Raw genomic sequence first — 17,778 nt, 5'->3', positions numbered from 1 at the left:
ACCTACGCCGGCGACGTCTTCACGAACGGCGGCCGCACCACCTCGAACGTCTCCGAGCGGCCGCGGATGTCCACGCCGACCTCGTCGCCGTCGCTGACGTCCCTCGGCAGCAGCGCCAGGCCGATTCCCTGCTTGAGGGTCGGCGAGAACGTCCCCGAGGTCACCACACCGACTTCCGCGCCGCCCACCGTGACCACCATTCCTGGTCGCGGAATACCGCGCCCGGTCGCCCGGATGCCGCGCAACCGGCGCTTTGGCCCGGCCTCCTTCTCCTCCAGCAACGCGTCGCGTCCCCAGAACGCCGGCTTCGACCAGCCGACCGCCCAGCCGCTGCGGCCCTGCAGCGGGCTGATCTCCCGGGAGAGGTCCTGTCCGTGCAGCGGATAACCCATCTCGGTGCGCAGCGTGTCCCGGGCCCCCAGCCCGCACGGCGTGATGCCCTGCGGCTCCCCGGAGGCGAGCAACGCGTCCCAGATGACGTGGACACTGTCCGAGGCGGCGATGATCTCGTAGCCACGCTCGCCGGTGTATCCAGTGCGGCAGACGGTGATCGGGACGTCGTTGAACTCGGCATCGACGAACGACATGTAGCTGTGGCCGACCGGGATCCACAAGGCGGACAGGACGGCGTCGCTGTTCGGCCCCTGCAGCGCGAGGATGGACAGCCTCGCACGCTCGTCGCGGATCTCGACCTCGTCCGGCGCGGCGGCCTCCAGCCGGCGGATCACCTCGGTGGTGTTCGCGGCGTTCGGAACCAGCAGCAGTTCCTCATCGGAACGCAGATACACGATGAGGTCGTCCACGACGCCGCCGGACTCGTCGCAGCACAGCGTGTACTGCGCCTCCCCAGGGCCGATCTTCTCCAGGGCGTTGGTCAGGCAGGAATCCACGAAGGCGCGCGCACCTGGACCGGTGACCCGAACCTTCCCCAGGTGGCTGACGTCGAACAGACCCACCTGCTCGCGCACCGCTTCGTGCTCGGCCACCACCCCTTGGTACTGAAGCGGCATCTCGAAGCCACCGAACTCCGCGAATTTCGCACGGAGTTCGACGTGCCGGTCGTACAGGGCAGTTCTCGCGGGTGTCTCAGTCTCAGTCACACCTCCGCACCATATCGTCTATCCCCACGATGCGTCTGTCGCCTCCACGGCGCGACCTGAGCCCAGCACCGCGCGAGGCAGCTCCACGTCCACGGCCAGACCGGCGCCCTCCACACAACGGCCCGAGTTCTCGAAGGTCAGCGCGGTGCTGACGGAAAGCCGGACGCCGGCCATGAGCCGCACCGACCGTGGGCGGCCGCTCCCGCCCCCGCTGGGTTCGCCGAAGAACTGAACGTGATCCAGGTCCCGCAGGCCGAGCAGCGCGTCCTCCGTCGCGGAGTAGGACAACCGATCCAGCAGAAACCGGACCGGCCGGCGCCAACGACGCGCGTCGGACGGTTCCCCGTCGATCGGTGCCGGCGCGGCCAGGCCGCCGCTGCCGTCGCTGAACCGGATCGATCCCAGTCTCGTCCGGGCGTCCAGGAATCGATCTCGAAAACCGAGCGCGGCCACCAGGTTTCCGCCGAAGTTGCCGCGGACGTCGACGATCATCCGGCCGCACCGGTCCAGCTCGGCGAACGCCGCGTCCACCGCGTCAGACCAAGACGGCGCATCCTGCCAGCCGCGAATCCGCAGGTAGCCGGTGCCGGAGGACAGACGGGTCCAGGAGATCGGCACATGTTGGGGCACCGGCATCGCCTCTTCCTCCCAGCGCACCGTCCTTCCCCCGCGGGTGCGCACCTCGACGCCGACCGGCCCGGGCGGGGTGACCGTCATCGCCCGGCGACCGGCGTACCACCCGCGTGTCCGGGTCTCACCTGCGGAGGTCCGCAACAGCCCGGCGGCGTCCAGCACATCGCCGACGACCCGCACCGTGTCACCGCCGCGCGCGCCGGCGGCCCACCCGGCGCTCCACCGCGGCACGTGGCCGAGCCGGACCACCGGCTCGGCATCCGGGCCCGGCACATCCGGGCGGTCCGCGACCGCGACGTACGCGGTGTACGGCAGCAGCCCTCGCGGCCGGCTGCGCTGCACCGAGGTGTGCGGGTCCCGGAGTTCGGCGATCCATTGTTGAAGCACACCCAGATCTGCATCACTCTGTTCCGCGCGGGCGCGCCACCGGCTCGTCAGTTCGGGCCAGTCGATGCCACGCAGCGCGAACGACGGGTACGTCCAGGCCACCTCGTCGACTACACGCTGCACCGCCTCGGCGGCGTCGGCGGCCGGTCGTCCGTCGACCCGGGCTCGAGGGGAATCACCGGCGATCATCCGCCGTGAGCGCACTGCGGTTCGCAGCAGGCTGATCGCCTCCGGCACGTCGGCGGGTCCGCCCGGAGCGTCGATGACGACGACATCCCGGTCGATCTCGACGTAGGGCAGGTCACCGTCGCACCCGCCATGACCGTGGTGCCCGTCGCCGTCGGAGCCGCCATCGTCACCACCGACGCGGTCGCGTGCCGCCCGCCAGGAACGAAGTTCGGGGTTATGTGACGACGGCCCTACATACACGGTCGGGTACTCGACAGGGCGGCTCCGGCCGATGTGCTCGGACACACGAAACGTCACCGGAGCGCCGAGCTCGGCCTCGAACTCGGCGCTCTCCCGGACGATCAGTTCACGAAGCCCGCTCACGTCCGCGTCGTCGCCGGCCGGCAAGACGACACGGACCGTCTCGGCTCCGGCGAAGGGGCGCACGTCATCCAGCACGGTCGCAGCCTATCGACCGCGACCAGCGGCCTATTTCACGAGGACGCCGCGATCCACTCGTTCACCCGTCGCTCGGCCTCCTCGCGCGACACATCCTGCACACGAGTCATGATCGCCCATCGGCGGCCGTACGGGTCGACGATGCTGCCGTACCGATCGCCGGTGACGAAGTCTTGCACCTGCTCGCGCACGCTGGCGCCGGACTCCACGGCCTTCGCGAAGACGTCGTCGACGTCGTCGCAGTACAGCACCAGCGACGCGGACGAGGCCTCCGGGTCCGGCGCGGCCAGCCCGAAAGCCGGGTTCGGGTCGCTGAGCTGGAGGATCGAATCGCCGATCCGGAGCTCGGCATGCATGACGGTCCCGTCCGGCCCGTCATGACGACCGAGCACCTGCGCCCCGAACACCCGCTGGTAGAAGTCGATCGCGCCGGCGGCGTCCGCACAGACGATGAACGGCGTGAGGCTGTGGTAGCCCTCGGGAATCGGATTGACCTTCGTGTTCATGCGTCCGATTGTGCTCAGGTGAGCATCGGCCGGTCTTGTACAAACGCGACAGCGGTCCGGCGTGCGTACGGCCTTCCGGATCCATCGCACCGACCGGCGAGTAGCATCGACGTTTGACTTGTGGAGTACGACGTCAGGAGAACCGTGACTGCCATCACCTTGTCCTCAGCCAATCCCACCGGGCTCAAGGTCGACGCCGTCGTCATCGGCACCACCAGTGGCGATGACGGGCCGGGCCTGCTGGCCGGCGCAGAGTCTGTCGACAAGGCTTTCAAGGGCACGCTGGCGGAGACACTGAGACAACTGGGCGCCACCGGCAAGGCCGACGAGGTGATCAAGCTCCCGACCATGGGCAAGGTGAAGGCCCCGGTCGTGGTCGCCGTCGGCGTCGGCTCGCCGGGTGCGGCCGGTACGCCGGCTCGCCGGGAGGAGATCCGACGTGCGGCCGGAGCCGCGGCGCGGGCCCTCGGCGGAATCAAGAGCGCGGCGTTCGCGCTACCGGTGGACGGTGAGGACGAGGCGGCGGCGGTCGCCGAGGGTGTTCTGCTCGGCGCGTACTCCTTCGACGAGTACAAGTCCGACACCGCCAAGGAACCGCTCGAATCCGCGACGCTGGTCGGCCCCGGCGTCAAGGCCAAGGCCGCCAAGGATGCGGTGACTCGCGCCGAGGCGGTGGCCACCGCCGTCAACCGCGCCCGCGACTGGGTGAACATGCCGCCACGCGACCTGTCCCCGAAGGTGTTCGCCGAGATCAGCTCCAAGCTCGGCAAGGCCGCGAAGCTCAACGTCGAGGTGCTCGATGAGAAGGCGCTGGCCAAGGGCGGCTACGGCGGTCTGATCGGGGTCGGGCAGGGCTCGGCCAACCCACCGCGGCTGGTCCGGTTGAGCTACCGGCCCACCCGGGCGAAGAAGCACGTCGTCCTGGTCGGCAAGGGCATCACCTTCGACAGCGGCGGGCTCTCGCTCAAGCCGTCGGACAGCATGGCGACCATGAAGTGCGACATGGGCGGTGCGGCCGCCGTGGTCGCCGCGGTGCTGGCGGTGGCGGAGCTCGCGCCGCGGGTGGCGGTCACGGCGTACGCCGCCATGGCCGAGAACATGCCGTCCGGTGACGCGCAGCGCCCCTCCGATGTCATCACCATCTACGGCGGCAAAACGGTCGAGGTGCTCAACACCGATGCCGAAGGCCGTCTCGTGCTGGCCGACGCGCTGGTACGGTCGGCCGACGACGAGCCGGATCTGATCGTCGACGTCGCCACCCTGACCGGCGCCGCCGTCGTCGCCCTCGGCCCTCGCGTCTCCGGGATCATGTCCAACGACGACGAGCTCTCCGGCCAGGTGCACGACGCCGCCGAGCGCGCGGGTGAGGCGATGTGGCCGTTGCCGCTCCCCGCCGAGCTGCGGAGCAAGCTCGACTCCGCGGTCGCGGACATCGCCAACGTGGGCGACCGCAACGGTGGCGCGTTGCAGGCAGGACTGTTCCTGCAGGAGTTCGTCCCGGACGGCGTCGCGTGGGCGCACCTGGACATCGCCGGGCCGGCGTTCAACGACGCGGAGCCGTACGGCTACACCCCGAAGGGCGGGACCGGCGCCGCCGTTCGCACGTTGGTGCAGGTCGTCGACGACGTCGCGGAAGGCCGCCTGTGACGGATCGCTAGCGCAGCCAGCTCGCCCGCGCGGGCGAGCTGGTGGTCACACCCCGCGCCCCCCGGTCTTGCGGTTCCACTCCCGCATCCGTTGCGGGTAGCCGACCACCTGGGCGTCGTATGCCGGTATGCCGAGCTTGCGGGCCAGATCGTGGGCAGCGGCCGCGTCCTTCACCCGTCGGCGGGTCCACTCGCCGTCATGGGCGACGAACACCACGGTGGTGGCGGTCATGGTGGTCGGCGGCTCGACGAACGCCTCGACACCGTGCCGAGAGCTGGCGAATTCCTTGAGATGCTTGATGTCGGCGTCGTCGGCGGCCCTGTCCAAGCTGCCTTCAGCGCTCTTGCGTCGCCGGCCGAACCACCGCATCATCACACCTTCCGTTGAGCTGTCTGTTGAACTCCTGACAGTACCGCGTGTGTTCCATCCGGATCATCCGCATGGTCCCCCGACCGGCTGTGTCGTCCCTCGGAGCGGCCGTGTCGCCCGCTGGAGCGGCGGTGTCGGCGCGCGGCAGGGCGACCGTCGCACCGCTCGGTCCGGGGTGACAGGATCGTCCTGACAGGTCTATCCGATGTCACCAACGGTCGGCCGCGTCATGCCGGATCAATGGGTTGGCGATCGCGGGGAATGGGAGTGAGCATGAATGCTGAGGATCGCGACTACGACGTGATCGTCCTTGGCGGCGGTAGCGGCGGCTATGCGGCCGCGTTCCGCGCCGCCGAGCTCGGACAGCGTGTCGCTCTGGTGGAGAAGGACAAGGTCGGCGGCACCTGCCTGCACTACGGGTGCATCCCGACCAAGGCCCTGCTGCACGCCGCCGAGGTCGCCGACGTCACCCGCGGCAGCGAGACGTTCGGGATCAAGGCCGCGTTCGAGTCGGTGGACATGACCGCGGTCAACGCCTACAAGGACAAGATCGTGGGCCGGTTGTACAAGGGTCTGCAGGGTCTGGTGGCGGCCAACGGCGTCACCGTGCTCGAAGGCGCCGGACGGCTGGCCGACGCGCATACGGTCGACGTCGGCGGCACTCGGTATACCGGCGCCCATGTGGTGCTGGCCACCGGCTCGCGTGCCCGCAGCCTGCCTGGCCTGGACATCGACGGCACTCGGGTGCTGAGCAGCACGGAGGCGCTGGCCCTGGAGCGGGTGCCGACGTCGGTGGTGGTGCTGGGCGGGGGCGTCATCGGTGCCGAGTTCGCCAGCGTCTGGCGGTCGTTCGGCGCGGAGGTCACGATCGTCGAGATGTTGCCGCGGCTGCTCCCCGGCGAGGACGAGGCCTGTTCGAAGGCTGTCGAGCGGGCCTTCCGCAAGCGTGGCATGACCATCAAGACCGGCGCTCGCGTCGCCGACGTGCAGCGGCGAGACGATGGCGTCGCCGTCACCTTGGAGGGCGGCGAGACGATCGACGCGGAGACGGTTCTGGTGGCCGTCGGTCGTGGCCCCGTCACCGAAGACCTCGGCTATGAACAGGCGGGAATCACCCTGGACGACGGCTTCGTCGGCGCCGACGAGCGCCTGCGCACCGGCGTACCAGGCGTGTTCGCCGTCGGCGATGTGGTGCGCGGCCTGCAACTCGCGCATCGCGGATTCGCACATGGAATCTTCGTCGCCGAGGAGATCGCCGGGCTCACCCCGGCGCCGGTCGACGACGCGGGCATCCCGCGCGTCACCTACTCCGACCCCGAGGTCGCCTCCGTCGGGCTCACCGAGGCCCAGGCACGCGAACGGCTTGGCGATGACGCCGTCGAGACGCTCGACTACAACCTGGCCGGCAACGGCAAGAGCCAGATCTTGGGCACCCAAGGCTTCGCCAAGCTCGTGCGGGAGAAAGACGGCCCGGTGCTGGGCATCCACCTGGTGGGCGCCCGGGTCGGTGAGCTTATCGGCGAGGCCCAGCTCATCTACAACTGGGAAGCGCTGCCGGACGACGTCGCCCCACTCATCCACCCGCATCCGACCCAGAGCGAGGCACTGGGCGAGGCGCATCTCGCCCTGGCCGGCAAGCCGCTGCACGTACACGGCTGACATCCGAGATCATGGACGCACAGAATCGCCTGTGTCGGCGGTCACAGGAGGCCTGTGACAGACCACAAGCAGACGCCATATACGCTCATGTTGCTGGCACGCCTCGCATAGGCTCAAATGGCGTAAGAGACGTTCGAGAGGACTGACGATGGCAACCTCTGTCACCTTGCCCGCACTCGGGGAAAGCGTCACCGAGGGCACAGTGACCCGCTGGCTCAAGCAGCCCGGCGACCAGGTGGCCGTCGACGAGCCACTGCTGGAGATCTCCACCGACAAGGTCGACACCGAGATCCCCTCCCCCGTCGCCGGCGTCCTGCAAGAGATCAAGGTCGGCGAGGACGAGACCGTCGAGGTCGGCGCAGAGCTGGCCATCATCGGCGAAGAAGGCGCCGCACCCGCCGCCGAACCCGAACCCCAGCAGCAGGCCCCGCAACAGGCCCAGGAGCCCCAGCAAGAAGCTCCGGAACCGGAAGCGCCGCCGCAGCCGGAGTCCGCGCCGCCGCCGGCCGAAGAGTCGCAGCCGCAGGAACAAGCCTCGCAGCAGGCGCCCGCGGGCGGTGGCACGCCGGTCACGTTGCCCGCACTCGGGGAAAGCGTCACCGAGGGCACAGTGACCCGCTGGCTCAAGCAGCCCGGCGACCAGGTGGCCGTCGACGAGCCACTGCTGGAGATCTCCACCGACAAGGTCGACACCGAGATCCCCTCCCCCGTCGCCGGCGTCCTGCAAGAGATCAAGGTCGGCGAGGACGAGACCGTCGAGGTCGGCGCAGAGCTGGCCATCATCGGCGAAGAAGGCGCCGCACCCGCCGCCGAACCCGAACCCCAGCAGCAGGCCCCGCAACAGGCCCAGGAGCCCCAGCAAGAAGCTCCGCAGCAGGCTCAGGAGCCCCAGCAGCAGGCCCCGCAGCCGCAGGCCCCCGCCGCGGAGCAGACACCGACCCCCCAGCCTGAACGCGCCCCCGCAGCGTCGGAGCAGCAACCGCCGCAGGCAGCCCAGCAGCCGTCGGCAGCCGCACCGTCCGGAGACGGAGCACCGTACGTCACGCCGCTGGTGCGCAAGCTCGCCGCCGAACACGGCGTCGATCTCTCGACCGTCACGGGCTCCGGCGTTGGCGGCCGCATCCGTAAGCAGGACGTGCTGGCCGCCGCCGAGGCTGCCAAGGCCGCTGAGCAGGCTCCGGCCGCGCCCGCCGCCGAGGCCCCATCGGCCGGTGCACCCTCGCCCGTCGAGCCGTCGCCGCTGCGTGGCACCCGGCAGAAGATGAGCCGGATCCGCAAGGCGATCGCCGAGCACATGGTCAACTCCCTGGCCACGTCCGCGCAGCTGACCACGGTCATCGAGGTGGACATCACCCGCATCGCGCGGCTGCGTGACCGGGCGAAGAAGGACTTCCAGGCGCGCGAGGGCGTGAAGCTCTCCTTCCTGCCGTTCTTCGCGAAGGCCGCCGTCGAGGCGCTCAAGGTGTACCCGATCGTCAACGCCAGCGTCGACGGCGACGAGATCGTCTACCACGACACGGAGAACCTGGGCATCGCCGTCGACACCGAGCGCGGGCTGATGGTGCCGGTGGTGAAGAACGCCGGCGATCTCAACATCGGTGGCCTGGCGCGGCAGATCGCCGACCTGGCGGAGCGGACGCGCACCAACAAACTGAAGCCGGACGACATCGCCGGGGGCACCTTCACGCTCACCAACACCGGCAGCCGCGGTGCGCTGTTCGACACGCCGATCCTGAACCAGCCCCAGGTCGGCATGCTCGGCACCGGTGCCGTGGTCAAGCGGCCCGTCGTCGTCACCGATGACACCGGCGCGGACAACATCGCGATCCGGTCGATGGTCTACCTGGCGCTCTCCTACGACCACCGGATCATCGACGGTGCGGATGCTGCCCGTTACCTCAGCGCGGTGAAGCAGCGCTTGGAGGAGGGCCAGTTCGAGGGAGAGCTCGGACTGTAGGTCTCGCCACGCAGCAACGAACGACATTGCGGTCGCGGGGACGACCGTAATGTCGTTCATCACGACCGCCATGTCGTTTCGTGAGGAGATCGCGCCCGCCCGCACGACCGTCTGCATCATCCGGCGCTGGGTAGGTTGGGTGCATGCGGGTTGCGATCTCCGGATCCAGCGGCTTCATCGGCACTGCGCTGGTCAGGTCGCTCACCGCCGACGGCCATAACGTACTGCGGCTGGTGCGCCGGCCGGCCGTCGCCGACGCCGGCGAGGTGCCCTGGGATCCAGCGGTCGGCGACATCGACCCGGCCCCGCTGGAAGGGCTCGACGCCGTGGTGAATCTCTGCGGCGCACATGTGGGCGAGCGGCGATGGACGAAGCGCTTCAAGGAAGAGCTGTACCGTAGCCGGATCCGGAGCACGTCCATTCTCGCCAATGCCCTGACACACCTGGACCGACCGCCGCGTGTATTCGTCTCCGCCACCGGAACCTCGGCCTACGGCAGGAACCGCGGCGCCGACGTCCTCGATGAAGACTCCGGCCCTGGTGCCGGCTTCCTGGCCGACCTATGCCAGGCGTGGGAGGCCGCCGCCGAGCCGGCCAAGAGCGCGGGGGTCGCGGTGTGCTATCCACGCTTCGGGCTGGTCGCGGACTCGTCCGGCGGCATGCTCGCCCGGATGCTCCCGCTGTTCAGGTCGGGGCTCGGCGGTCCGCTGGCCGGCGGCGGACAGTACTGGAGCCACGTCTCGCTTCCGGACACGGTGCGTGCGCTGCGGTTTCTGATCGAACAGCCGGGTTGCGTGGGGGCGTTCAACATCACCGCACCGGAGCCCGCGACGAACGCCGAGTTCACCCGCGTGCTCGCGCATGCGCTGAACCGGCCGGCGATCATGCCGGTGCCGCGCTTCGCGCTGCGCATCGCGCTCGGCGAGTCGGCTGAGTATCTGGCGGGTAGCCTACGGGTTCTCCCCCGCCGCCTGGTCGACAGCGGCTTCGTCTTCGAGCATCACACGGCGCGCGACGTCGTCACCGCCGCGCTGCACGGGCGACCGTCCGCGACGCGCTGACGCACCCGGCCGACGCCGGTCAGCCGAACCGCCACGACGGCGTCGTGGAGCCTTCGTCCGCGATCGGCACCAGTTCCGCCATCCATGGGTCGTTCTCCTGGCCCGGCTTCTCCTGGACGACCTCGCCGTCGTCGTCGATGAGCTGGTAGGCAGGAAGGCGGTCGGAGATCTCGACGACGACGGTGCCGCCCTCCTGCTCGACCAGTTCGGCGTCGATCACCTCGAAGGAGAGGTTCTGCGTACGCACGCCGGCATCCGCGTACTCCTGCATGAGCTCGACGTCTCTGACCAGGCCCTCGCTCGTGGGCGCATAGACCTGGCAGAGCAGTTCCGCGTTGAGTTCCTCGAACGCCTGGGCGCGCAGCGTATACAGGCGCTGGACCTCCTGCGTCCAGTCGGACACCTCCGGCGGTTCCTCTTCCGGCGCCGGACGAGGCCCACCGCACAGATTCACCTCGGCGGTGTCGGCTGCATCGGGCGTACCGAGGTCGGCGCTCGGCAGATCGGATTCGTCGTTCATCAGGTTCATCACGATGAGGACCGCGCCGGCCGCGAGCAGCAGCACCACCAGCACACTAGCCACCTTGGTGAGGTCACCGCGGCTCGGGCGCCCACGCGGGCCGCGGGAGGAGTCCTTCGTGGCGGGGGCGTCGTCGTCGCGCGTCTTCTGGCCCCGTCTGGACGTCGAGCGTCCGCGCGGAGGCGCCGATTCCCCGGCAGCCGCGCCGCGCCGCTCGGTACGATCCCGTCCGCGCCGGCCCCCGCCCGAAGGCTCCGTCGACACGCCACCTGAGCCGCGCCCGGATGCACGGGACTCGCGGCCGGCGGGTTCCTCCGTCGCGGCTCTGCGGGAGGGCACCGCGCGGCTCTCGCCCGTCTCGTCGTCCTCCGCAGAACCACGGCGGCGAGCTCGCCGTCCCGGGCTGCTCACCTGACGCATGAACGCGGTGACGTCCTCCTGACCCGGGTCGTGCGCACCGTCGTCGAAGGCGGTGGGTTCCGGCGCACCGGTGGGTGGCGCGGACGCGGACAGCGGGGGCAGCGGTCCGGGACCGTACGTCTGCGTCACCGGTGCCGACGGCGCCGCTAGGCCCGCTGGCGCCGACGGGCCCGCTGGTGCGGATGGGCCCGGCGGCACGTCGAGATCCGGCACCACAAGCTCGACCGGTTCCGGATCGGCGATCGCGTACAGCGCGTTGACCAGCGTCTCCGCGTCCGGCCGGCGGCTGATGTTCCGGCCGATGGCGCGCGTGACCACCGCCTGCGCGGCCGGCGGCATGCCGGTGGCCAGCAAGTGCTCCGCCGATGCCGCGTACAGCTGCTGCGCCGAGACGGGCCCGGTCAGGCACAGGACGCCGATCGCGGCGATGCTGTACACGTCGGCGGGCGGGGCGAATCCGGACCCGGAGCCGGACGCGGCCTCCGGTGCGATCGTCACGCCGTGCAGGTTGACCCGGGCGCCGACGTTGGCCAAACCGATCCCGGCCAGCATCGGCCGGCCGTCCCGGGCGAAGACGATCTCGTCCGGCGTGATCGCCCCGTGGACGATGCCATGCTGGTGGATCTCCGCCAACGCCTCGGCCACCGGCGCACATGCGGTGACCATCTCGCCGGGCGGGAGGATACGGCGGTTGATCAGAACGTCGGTCAAGCTACCGCCGTCGGCCGCGCCGAGGATCAGCACCGGCCCGGTCGGCGTCTCGACCAGCTCGTGAAAGGGGATGACGTGCGGGTGGTTCAGCGCACCCAGCACCAGCGTCGCCGACCTGAGCCCATCGCGGAGAGCTTGGGCATCACCGCGCACCTGCCGCAGGGTGACAGCCTGTCCGGTGGCATTGTCAGCGCCAAGCCACATCGGCGAATCGGCTGACCCCAACCGCCGGATGACGGTGTAACCAGGGACGTGCAACGACCCCTCCATAAGCGTCTATGTTTCCAAATCTTGGTGTTCGTCGCCGCCCGAGATCAATTTTCCATCGAATAATCTCACTCAGCCGCGTCCCTGGCGACCTCGGACGACTTCTGCGCTGGACCCAACCGCCAACTGTGACGCATTTTGTCCGTTTTAACCACTTTGTGGCTGTCGGAGTGATGCACGTGACATGCGCCCTAGAGTACGGCCACCCCGGCGTCATAAGCTCGTCACCCATGAGCGAGTTGCGGGTGATCCGTCATGACGCGCACGTGCCGTACGTAGACGCGTGGGAGGAGCAGCGCCGGCTGCATGCGGCCCGGGTGGCCGGCGACATCTCAGACACCGTCGTCCTACTGGAACATCCGCCCGTCTACACGGCGGGAAAGCTGACCAAACCGCACGAGCGGCCGCTCATCGATGCCGGCGCCCCGGTGATCGACGTCGACCGCGGCGGGAAGATCACCTGGCACGGTCCCGGCCAGATCGTCGGCTACCCGATCATCGAGCTGCCCGGGCGGCTCGACGTCGTCGCCTATGTGCGCCGCGTCGAGCAGCTGATGATCGACGTCTGCGCGGAGTTCGGGCTCAGCGCGGAACGGATCAAGGGCCGCAGCGGCGTATGGGTGCCGGCCGACGAGCGGGGTCCGGCCCGCAAGGTCGGCGCGGTCGGGATCCGGGTCGCGCAGAAGGTCACCATGCATGGCTTCGCGCTCAACTGCGACTGCGATCTGAGCTGGTACGACCGGATTGTGCCGTGCGGGATCTCGGACGCCGCCGTCACCTCGATCTCGCAGGAGCTCGGCCGCGCGGTCACGGTCGCCGAGGTCCTCCCCCGCGTCGAGGCACACCTGCACGTGGTGCAGACGGCCACGCCGGCACCGGCGCAGACCGGCCAGCCGGCGGTGGCGCCGGCGCCGCCGCAGCAAGCGGTCGTCTGAGCGCGGCTCCCGCCTGAGGCACCCGGTGGGCTGAGCGTGGCGCCGGCCTGTGGCGCTGGGCACACCGCGTGGTCCGCTGCCGTCTAGACCTCGTAGGGTGAGGGTGTGACTGTCGCACCGGAGGGACGTCGGCTGCTGCGCCTCGAGGTCCGCAACAGCGAGACGCCCATCGAGAAGAAGCCGTCCTGGATCAAGACCAAGGCCACCATGGGCCCGGAGTACCGGGAGTTGCAGGCGCTGGTGAAGCGCGAAGGCCTGCACACGGTCTGTCAGGAGGCGGGCTGTCCGAACATCTTCGAATGCTGGGAGGATCGTGAGGCGACGTTCCTCATCGGCGGCGACCACTGCACGCGTCGCTGTGACTTCTGCCTGATCGACACCGGCAAGCCGGACCCCCTCGACGTCGACGAGCCGCGCCGGGTGGCCGAGTCGGTGCAGGCGATGGGGCTGCGATACGCCACGGTCACCGGTGTCACCCGGGACGACCTCGAGGACGAGGGCGCCTGGCTGTACGCCGAGACGGTCCGGCAGATCCATCAGCTCAACCCGAACACCGGCGTCGAGATCCTCACCCCCGACTTCTCCGCCAAGCCGGATCTGCTCCAGCAGGTGTTCGACTCGAACCCCGAGGTCTTCGCGCACAACGTCGAGACCGTGCCGCGTATCTTCCGGCGGATCCGCCCCGCATTCTCCTACGAGCGCTCCCTCGAGGTCCTGTCCATGTCGCGCGCGGCCGGGATGGTCACCAAGTCCAACCTGATCCTCGGCATGGGTGAGACCCGTGAGGAGATCTCGCAGGCGCTGGTCGACCTGCACGACGCCGGCTGCGACCTGATCACCATCACCCAGTACCTCCGCCCCACTCCGCGGCATCATCCCGTCGAACGCTGGGTCACCCCGGAGGAGTTCGACGAGCTGGGTGCCGAGGCGACCGAGATCGGCTACGCCGGCGTCATGTCCGGGCCGCTGGTGCGTTCGTCGTATCGGGCCGGCCGGCTGTACCGGCAGGCCGTCGCGGCCCGTCAGGGTCAGACCAACTGAGTACGCCACGCACCGTCGCGCTGAAGATGGCGCACCTTAGCTAGGATTTGTCATATGGCGCGTAAGGATCAGGAAGACACCGGCGAGAAGAAGGGCCGGATCGCTCAGATCAAGCAGACCTACCGGATGGCCAGGCGGTCGGACCGGTGGGTCGGATGGGTCACGCTGGCCTGGATGCTCGGCGTCCTGGGCCTGACGATCCTGATCGGCTGGTTGATCGGTCCGATCTGGATCTGGCTGATCCTCGGCCTTCCGTCGGCGCTGCTGGCCGGTGCCATCGTGTTCGGCCGCCGGGCCGAGCGGGCGGCGTACTCGCAGATCGAAGGCCAGCCCGGCGCCGCCGCGGCCGCGCTCGGTACGCTCCGGCGGGGTTGGGATTCCGCTCCCGGCATCGGCGCCAACCGTCACCAGGATGTGGTGCACCGCGCCGTCGGACGGCCCGGCATCGTCCTGATCGGCGAGGGAGAGGTGCACGGGCGGGTAGCCAACCTCCTTCAGCAGGAGAAGAAGCGACACGCCCGAGTGGCCCCGGAGACGCCGGTCTACGACATCGTCGTCGGCCGCGGTCAGGACGAGGTGCCCCTGCCGAAGCTCACCAAACACCTGCAGAAGCTTCCGAAGAATCTGCGCCCCGCCGAGGTCACCGAACTCCGGCAGCGGTTGCGTGCCCTCGGCACACAGCCAGTGGGGATGCCCAAGGGCCCGCTGCCCAAGGGCATGAAGCTGCCCACCGGCGGCCCGCCCCCCACCACCCGCCGTTAATCGCGCGCGCCCTAAATGATCATGTGAAGTAGGTTTTCTCGTGCCCTGACAGGTCTGCAGGCATGGTAGGGCACGAGAAAGCCTACTTCACATGATCATTTAGGCGTTCGGTGTGGGCCGTTGACGGCGGCCGTGTTGGCGGCCAGATCGTGCAGACCGCGGCGGTCCTTGTCGGCGACGATCGGCGGGATCACCAGCAGGATCAGCGCGGTGCGCAACGCGGCGTTCAAGACGCCCACCCGACCACCGGCGACTCGGACGATACGAACACCCAGCATCCACTGGCCCATGCTGGCCCCGGTGAAGGCCGTGCTCAGCCACACCATGCCGAACCAGCACACGAGAGGGACCCAGGTCATGCTGGAGCCGACCTCCCACGCCTCTCCCCCGACCAGGATCAGCGCCGCGATGTTCGCCAACACCCAGTCGATCATCAGGGCCGCGAAGCGGCGGCCCCACGTCGCCGGCGAGCCCGGCCCGGTCGCCGGAAGCCCGGAACGCGATGGAGACGGTTGATCGGTGCTCACCATACGACTCTACCGACGCCGGAGCCGGGTTCGGCGCCCGGCCGCCACCGCACCGCGGACATCACCGCGAAGCATGGCCGTATCGGGTCTGTAACGTGAACCGGCGATCATCAGACATATGTCGGCGCTCAGCCGCGTGCGCTCTGACGCCTACTGACGGCGGCGTAACACTCGTGAAACACTAGAGACACAAGCGGGAAATCCTCCCCCCATAACGTCGCAGGCTATCGAGCGAGTCGGTCAATGCTGACCGTCGACACCCCCGGCCAACCCCGCCAGGTGCGAAGGAGAGAACATGTTCACCAACGCCGACGAGCTCCTGAAGTTCGTCAGAGACGAGGGCGTCGAGTTCATCGACGTCCGTTTCTGCGACCTCCCCGGGGTCATGCAGCACCTCACCATCCCGGCTGACGTCTTCGACGCGGACGCGATCGCCAACGGGGTCATGTTCGACGGCTCCTCGATCCGCGGCTTCCAGGCCATCCACGAGTCCGACATGAAGCTCATGGCCGACCCGGCGACGTCTTTCGTCGACCCGTTCCGTCAGGCCAAGACGCTTGCCCTGAACTTCTCCATCGTCGACCCCTTCACCGACGAGCCGTACAGCCGCGACCCGCGCAACATCGCGTCCAAGGCCGAGGCCTACCTGGCGAGCACCGGCCTGGCGGACACGGCCTTCTTCGGCCCGGAGGCCGAGTTCTACGTCTTCGACGACGTCCGCTTCGAGACCAACGAGAAGTCCGGCTACTACTTCATCGACTCGATCGAGGCGGCCTGGAACACCGGTCGTCAGGAAGAGGGCGGCAACCGCGGCTACAAGACCCGGTACAAGGGCGGCTACTTCCCCGTCCCGCCGACGGACCACTACGCGGATCTGCGCGACACGATGGTCAAGACGTTGATCGCGTCCAACATCCCGGTCGAGCGCGCCCACCACGAGGTCGGCGCCGCCGGCCAGGCCGAGATCAACTACAAGTTCAACAGCCTGCTGCACGCCGGTGACCAGCTGATGCTGTACAAGTACATCATCAAGAACGTCGCCTGGGCCGCCGGCAAGACCGCCACGTTCATGCCGAAGCCGGTCTTCAACGACAACGGCTCCGGCATGCACTGCCACCAGTCGCTGTGGAAGGACGGCTCGCCGCTCTTCTACGACGAGCTCGGCTACGCCGGCCTCTCCGACACCGCCCGCTGGTACATCGGTGGTCTGCTCAAGCACGCCCCGTCGCTGCTGGCGCTGACCAACCCGACGGTGAACTCGTACCACCGCCTGGTGCCGGGCTTCGAGGCGCCGGTCAACCTGGTGTACTCGCAGCGCAACCGCTCCGCCGCCGTGCGCATCCCGATCACCGGGACCTCGCCGAAGGCCAAGCGGATCGAGTTCCGGGTGCCGGACCCGTCCAGCAACCCGTACCTCGCGTTCTCCGCGATGCTGATGGCCGGCGTCGACGGCATCCGCAACAAGATCGAGCCGCCGGAGCCGGTGGACAAGGACCTCTACGAACTTCCGCCGGAGGAGTTCGGCGACATCGGCACCGTTCCGGCGTCGCTGCCGGACGCGCTGAAGGCGCTCGAAGAGGACCACGACTACCTCACCGAGGGCGACGTGTTCACCCCGGACCTCATCGAGACCTGGGTCGACTGGAAGCGCACCAACGAGGTCGACCCGATCCGGCTGCGTCCGCACCCGCACGAGTTCGAGCTCTACTACGACCTGTAAGGCTTCTCGAACGCTCGAGATGATCAGGCCAGGATCGCTGCGTGCGGTCCTGGCCTGATCATGTCGGCGGGACGTGTGGGCATCGAGCGGTTCACTCAGGCGACCAGTAGACGAGCCATATCTTCACGATGCTCGTCGTCGGTCAACATCCGTCGCACCTGGAGCACGTGGCGGCGGCGCACATTTCAACATCCCGGGACGACCTCGAATGCGTACCCGCGTTCGGCGAGCTCGGGCAGGGCCTCTCGTAGCGCCTCCGCGGTCTGCTTGCGCCCTGTCCCGCCGTCGTGCATCAGGATCACGTCCCCGCTGTCCACGCCGAGCAGCCGGTCGACGATGTGGTCGACGCCGGGCTTCGTCCAATCCTCGGTGTCGACGTTCCACATCACCTGGTGCATCCCGCGCTCGACCAGCTCGCGTTCCACACCGTCGTCGGTGGAACCGTACGGAGGTCGCACACACGTGCTGTGGGACCCGAGCCGGGCGAGCAGCGCGGCCGTCTCGTCGAGCTCGCGGTCGAATCCAGCATCGTCAAGACCGGTGAGATCCGCATGGTTCCAGGTGTGGTTGGCGAGCACGTGGCCCTCGGCGACGATCCGTCGGGCCACATCCCCCTGCTGCGCGAGGTTCTGCCCGACCGCGAAGAACACGGCCTTGGCATCGTATGTGCTCAGTACCTCCAGGATCTGAACGGTCTCCCTGGAGGGCCCGTCGTCGAAGGTCAGATAGATCACCTTGCCCACGCCAGCCCTGCCGCCACCGCCCGTCCCGCCGTCTCCGTCTACCACGCCGTCACCGGCAGGCCCCCCGGGGAGGAGGCCGGTCGAGCAGGCGGCCATACCGAGCGTCACCGCAGCGATAGCCGCGATCAGCAGTCGTCGTGTTCGTCTCACGGACGTCGACATTCCTGCCGCGGTTTGGCCGCCCTA

15 protein-coding genes are annotated in these 17,778 nt (G+C 69.0%); 8 read left to right on the top strand and 7 right to left on the bottom strand.

Annotated elements, in window-relative coordinates; all coding sequences use genetic code 11:
* Nucleotides 1-2: 2 nt before the first annotated feature.
* Genes gcvT through G1H10_RS16435 form a run of 3 tightly spaced genes read right to left on the bottom strand, consistent with a single transcriptional unit; the run spans nt 3 to nt 3,253 of the window.
* The gene (gene gcvT / locus G1H10_RS16445; protein WP_163739719.1) at nt 3-1,100 is read right to left on the bottom strand and encodes a glycine cleavage system aminomethyltransferase GcvT; all 1,098 of its coding nucleotides are present in this window, start codon (nt 1,098-1,100) and stop codon (nt 3-5) included.
* A gap of 18 nt (nt 1,101-1,118) precedes the next feature.
* Nucleotides 1,119-2,747, bottom strand: a complete 1,629-nt coding sequence (locus G1H10_RS16440) for a S41 family peptidase (RefSeq protein WP_163739717.1) — start codon at nt 2,745-2,747, stop codon at nt 1,119-1,121.
* A 35-nt stretch (nt 2,748-2,782) separates the two neighbouring features.
* Nucleotides 2,783-3,253: a VOC family protein gene (locus tag G1H10_RS16435; RefSeq protein ID WP_163739715.1), complete on the bottom strand. Its 471-nt coding sequence runs from the start codon at nt 3,251-3,253 to the stop codon at nt 2,783-2,785.
* Nucleotides 3,254-3,397: 144 nt separating this feature from the next.
* Here G1H10_RS16435 and G1H10_RS16430 point away from each other — a divergent pair, with 144 nt between their 5' ends.
* Nucleotides 3,398-4,900 (top strand): leucyl aminopeptidase, encoded by a 1,503-nt coding sequence (locus G1H10_RS16430; protein WP_163739713.1) that lies wholly within the window; start codon nt 3,398-3,400, stop codon nt 4,898-4,900.
* Between the two features lie 45 nt (nt 4,901-4,945).
* Here the strand turns inward: G1H10_RS16430 and G1H10_RS16425 are convergent, their stop codons facing one another.
* Nucleotides 4,946-5,269, bottom strand: a complete 324-nt coding sequence (locus G1H10_RS16425; protein ID WP_163739913.1) for a hypothetical protein — start codon at nt 5,267-5,269, stop codon at nt 4,946-4,948.
* 273 nt (nt 5,270-5,542) lie between these two features.
* On the opposite strand from G1H10_RS16425, the gene lpdA reads away from it, so the two are divergent.
* From lpdA to G1H10_RS16410, 3 genes are all read left to right on the top strand, one after another.
* On the top strand, nt 5,543-6,928 hold the full coding sequence (lpdA, locus tag G1H10_RS16420; protein WP_163739711.1) for a dihydrolipoyl dehydrogenase: 1,386 nt from the start codon (nt 5,543-5,545) through the stop codon (nt 6,926-6,928).
* Between the two features lie 148 nt (nt 6,929-7,076).
* Nucleotides 7,077-8,885: a 2-oxoglutarate dehydrogenase, E2 component, dihydrolipoamide succinyltransferase gene (gene sucB, locus G1H10_RS16415; protein WP_163739709.1), complete on the top strand. Its 1,809-nt coding sequence runs from the start codon at nt 7,077-7,079 to the stop codon at nt 8,883-8,885.
* A 143-nt stretch (nt 8,886-9,028) separates the two neighbouring features.
* Nucleotides 9,029-9,946: a TIGR01777 family oxidoreductase gene (locus G1H10_RS16410; protein ID WP_163739707.1), complete on the top strand. Its 918-nt coding sequence runs from the start codon at nt 9,029-9,031 to the stop codon at nt 9,944-9,946.
* Nucleotides 9,947-9,965: 19 nt separating this feature from the next.
* Here the strand turns inward: G1H10_RS16410 and G1H10_RS16405 are convergent, their stop codons facing one another.
* Nucleotides 9,966-11,801 (bottom strand): protein kinase domain-containing protein, encoded by a 1,836-nt coding sequence (locus G1H10_RS16405; protein ID WP_163739705.1) that lies wholly within the window; start codon nt 11,799-11,801, stop codon nt 9,966-9,968.
* Nucleotides 11,802-12,094: 293 nt separating this feature from the next.
* On the opposite strand from G1H10_RS16405, the gene lipB reads away from it, so the two are divergent.
* The 3 genes from lipB to G1H10_RS16390 all read left to right on the top strand — a co-directional run bounded on the left by lipB (nt 12,095) and on the right by G1H10_RS16390 (nt 14,602).
* Nucleotides 12,095-12,799, top strand: coding sequence for a lipoyl(octanoyl) transferase LipB (gene lipB / locus G1H10_RS16400; protein WP_163739703.1), 705 nt, complete (start codon nt 12,095-12,097; stop codon nt 12,797-12,799).
* A 105-nt stretch (nt 12,800-12,904) separates the two neighbouring features.
* Nucleotides 12,905-13,840 carry a lipoyl synthase gene (gene lipA, locus G1H10_RS16395; RefSeq protein ID WP_163739701.1) on the top strand — a complete coding sequence of 312 codons (936 nt, stop codon included), beginning with the start codon at nt 12,905-12,907 and terminating at the stop codon, nt 13,838-13,840.
* Nucleotides 13,841-13,894: 54 nt separating this feature from the next.
* Nucleotides 13,895-14,602 (top strand): DUF4191 domain-containing protein, encoded by a 708-nt coding sequence (locus G1H10_RS16390; RefSeq protein ID WP_163739699.1) that lies wholly within the window; start codon nt 13,895-13,897, stop codon nt 14,600-14,602.
* A gap of 95 nt (nt 14,603-14,697) precedes the next feature.
* Here G1H10_RS16390 and G1H10_RS16385 read toward each other — a convergent pair whose 3' ends face one another.
* Nucleotides 14,698-15,129 carry an RDD family protein gene (locus G1H10_RS16385; RefSeq protein WP_163739698.1) on the bottom strand — a complete coding sequence of 144 codons (432 nt, stop codon included), beginning with the start codon at nt 15,127-15,129 and terminating at the stop codon, nt 14,698-14,700.
* Between the two features lie 295 nt (nt 15,130-15,424).
* Here G1H10_RS16385 and glnA point away from each other — a divergent pair, with 295 nt between their 5' ends.
* On the top strand, nt 15,425-16,849 hold the full coding sequence (gene glnA, locus G1H10_RS16380) for a type I glutamate--ammonia ligase (protein WP_163739696.1): 1,425 nt from the start codon (nt 15,425-15,427) through the stop codon (nt 16,847-16,849).
* Between the two features lie 185 nt (nt 16,850-17,034).
* Here glnA and G1H10_RS16375 read toward each other — a convergent pair whose 3' ends face one another.
* On the bottom strand, nt 17,035-17,742 hold the full coding sequence (locus G1H10_RS16375) for a polysaccharide deacetylase family protein (RefSeq protein ID WP_163739694.1): 708 nt from the start codon (nt 17,740-17,742) through the stop codon (nt 17,035-17,037).
* Nucleotides 17,743-17,778: the final 36 nt, after the last annotated feature.

Source organism: Phytoactinopolyspora halotolerans, from assembly GCF_010550675.1.
GTDB classification, from domain to species: domain Bacteria; phylum Actinomycetota; class Actinomycetes; order Jiangellales; family Jiangellaceae; genus Phytoactinopolyspora; species Phytoactinopolyspora halotolerans.
The sequence above is the reverse complement of the archived record's forward strand: the minus strand, read 5'-3'. Positions and strand labels throughout refer to the sequence as shown.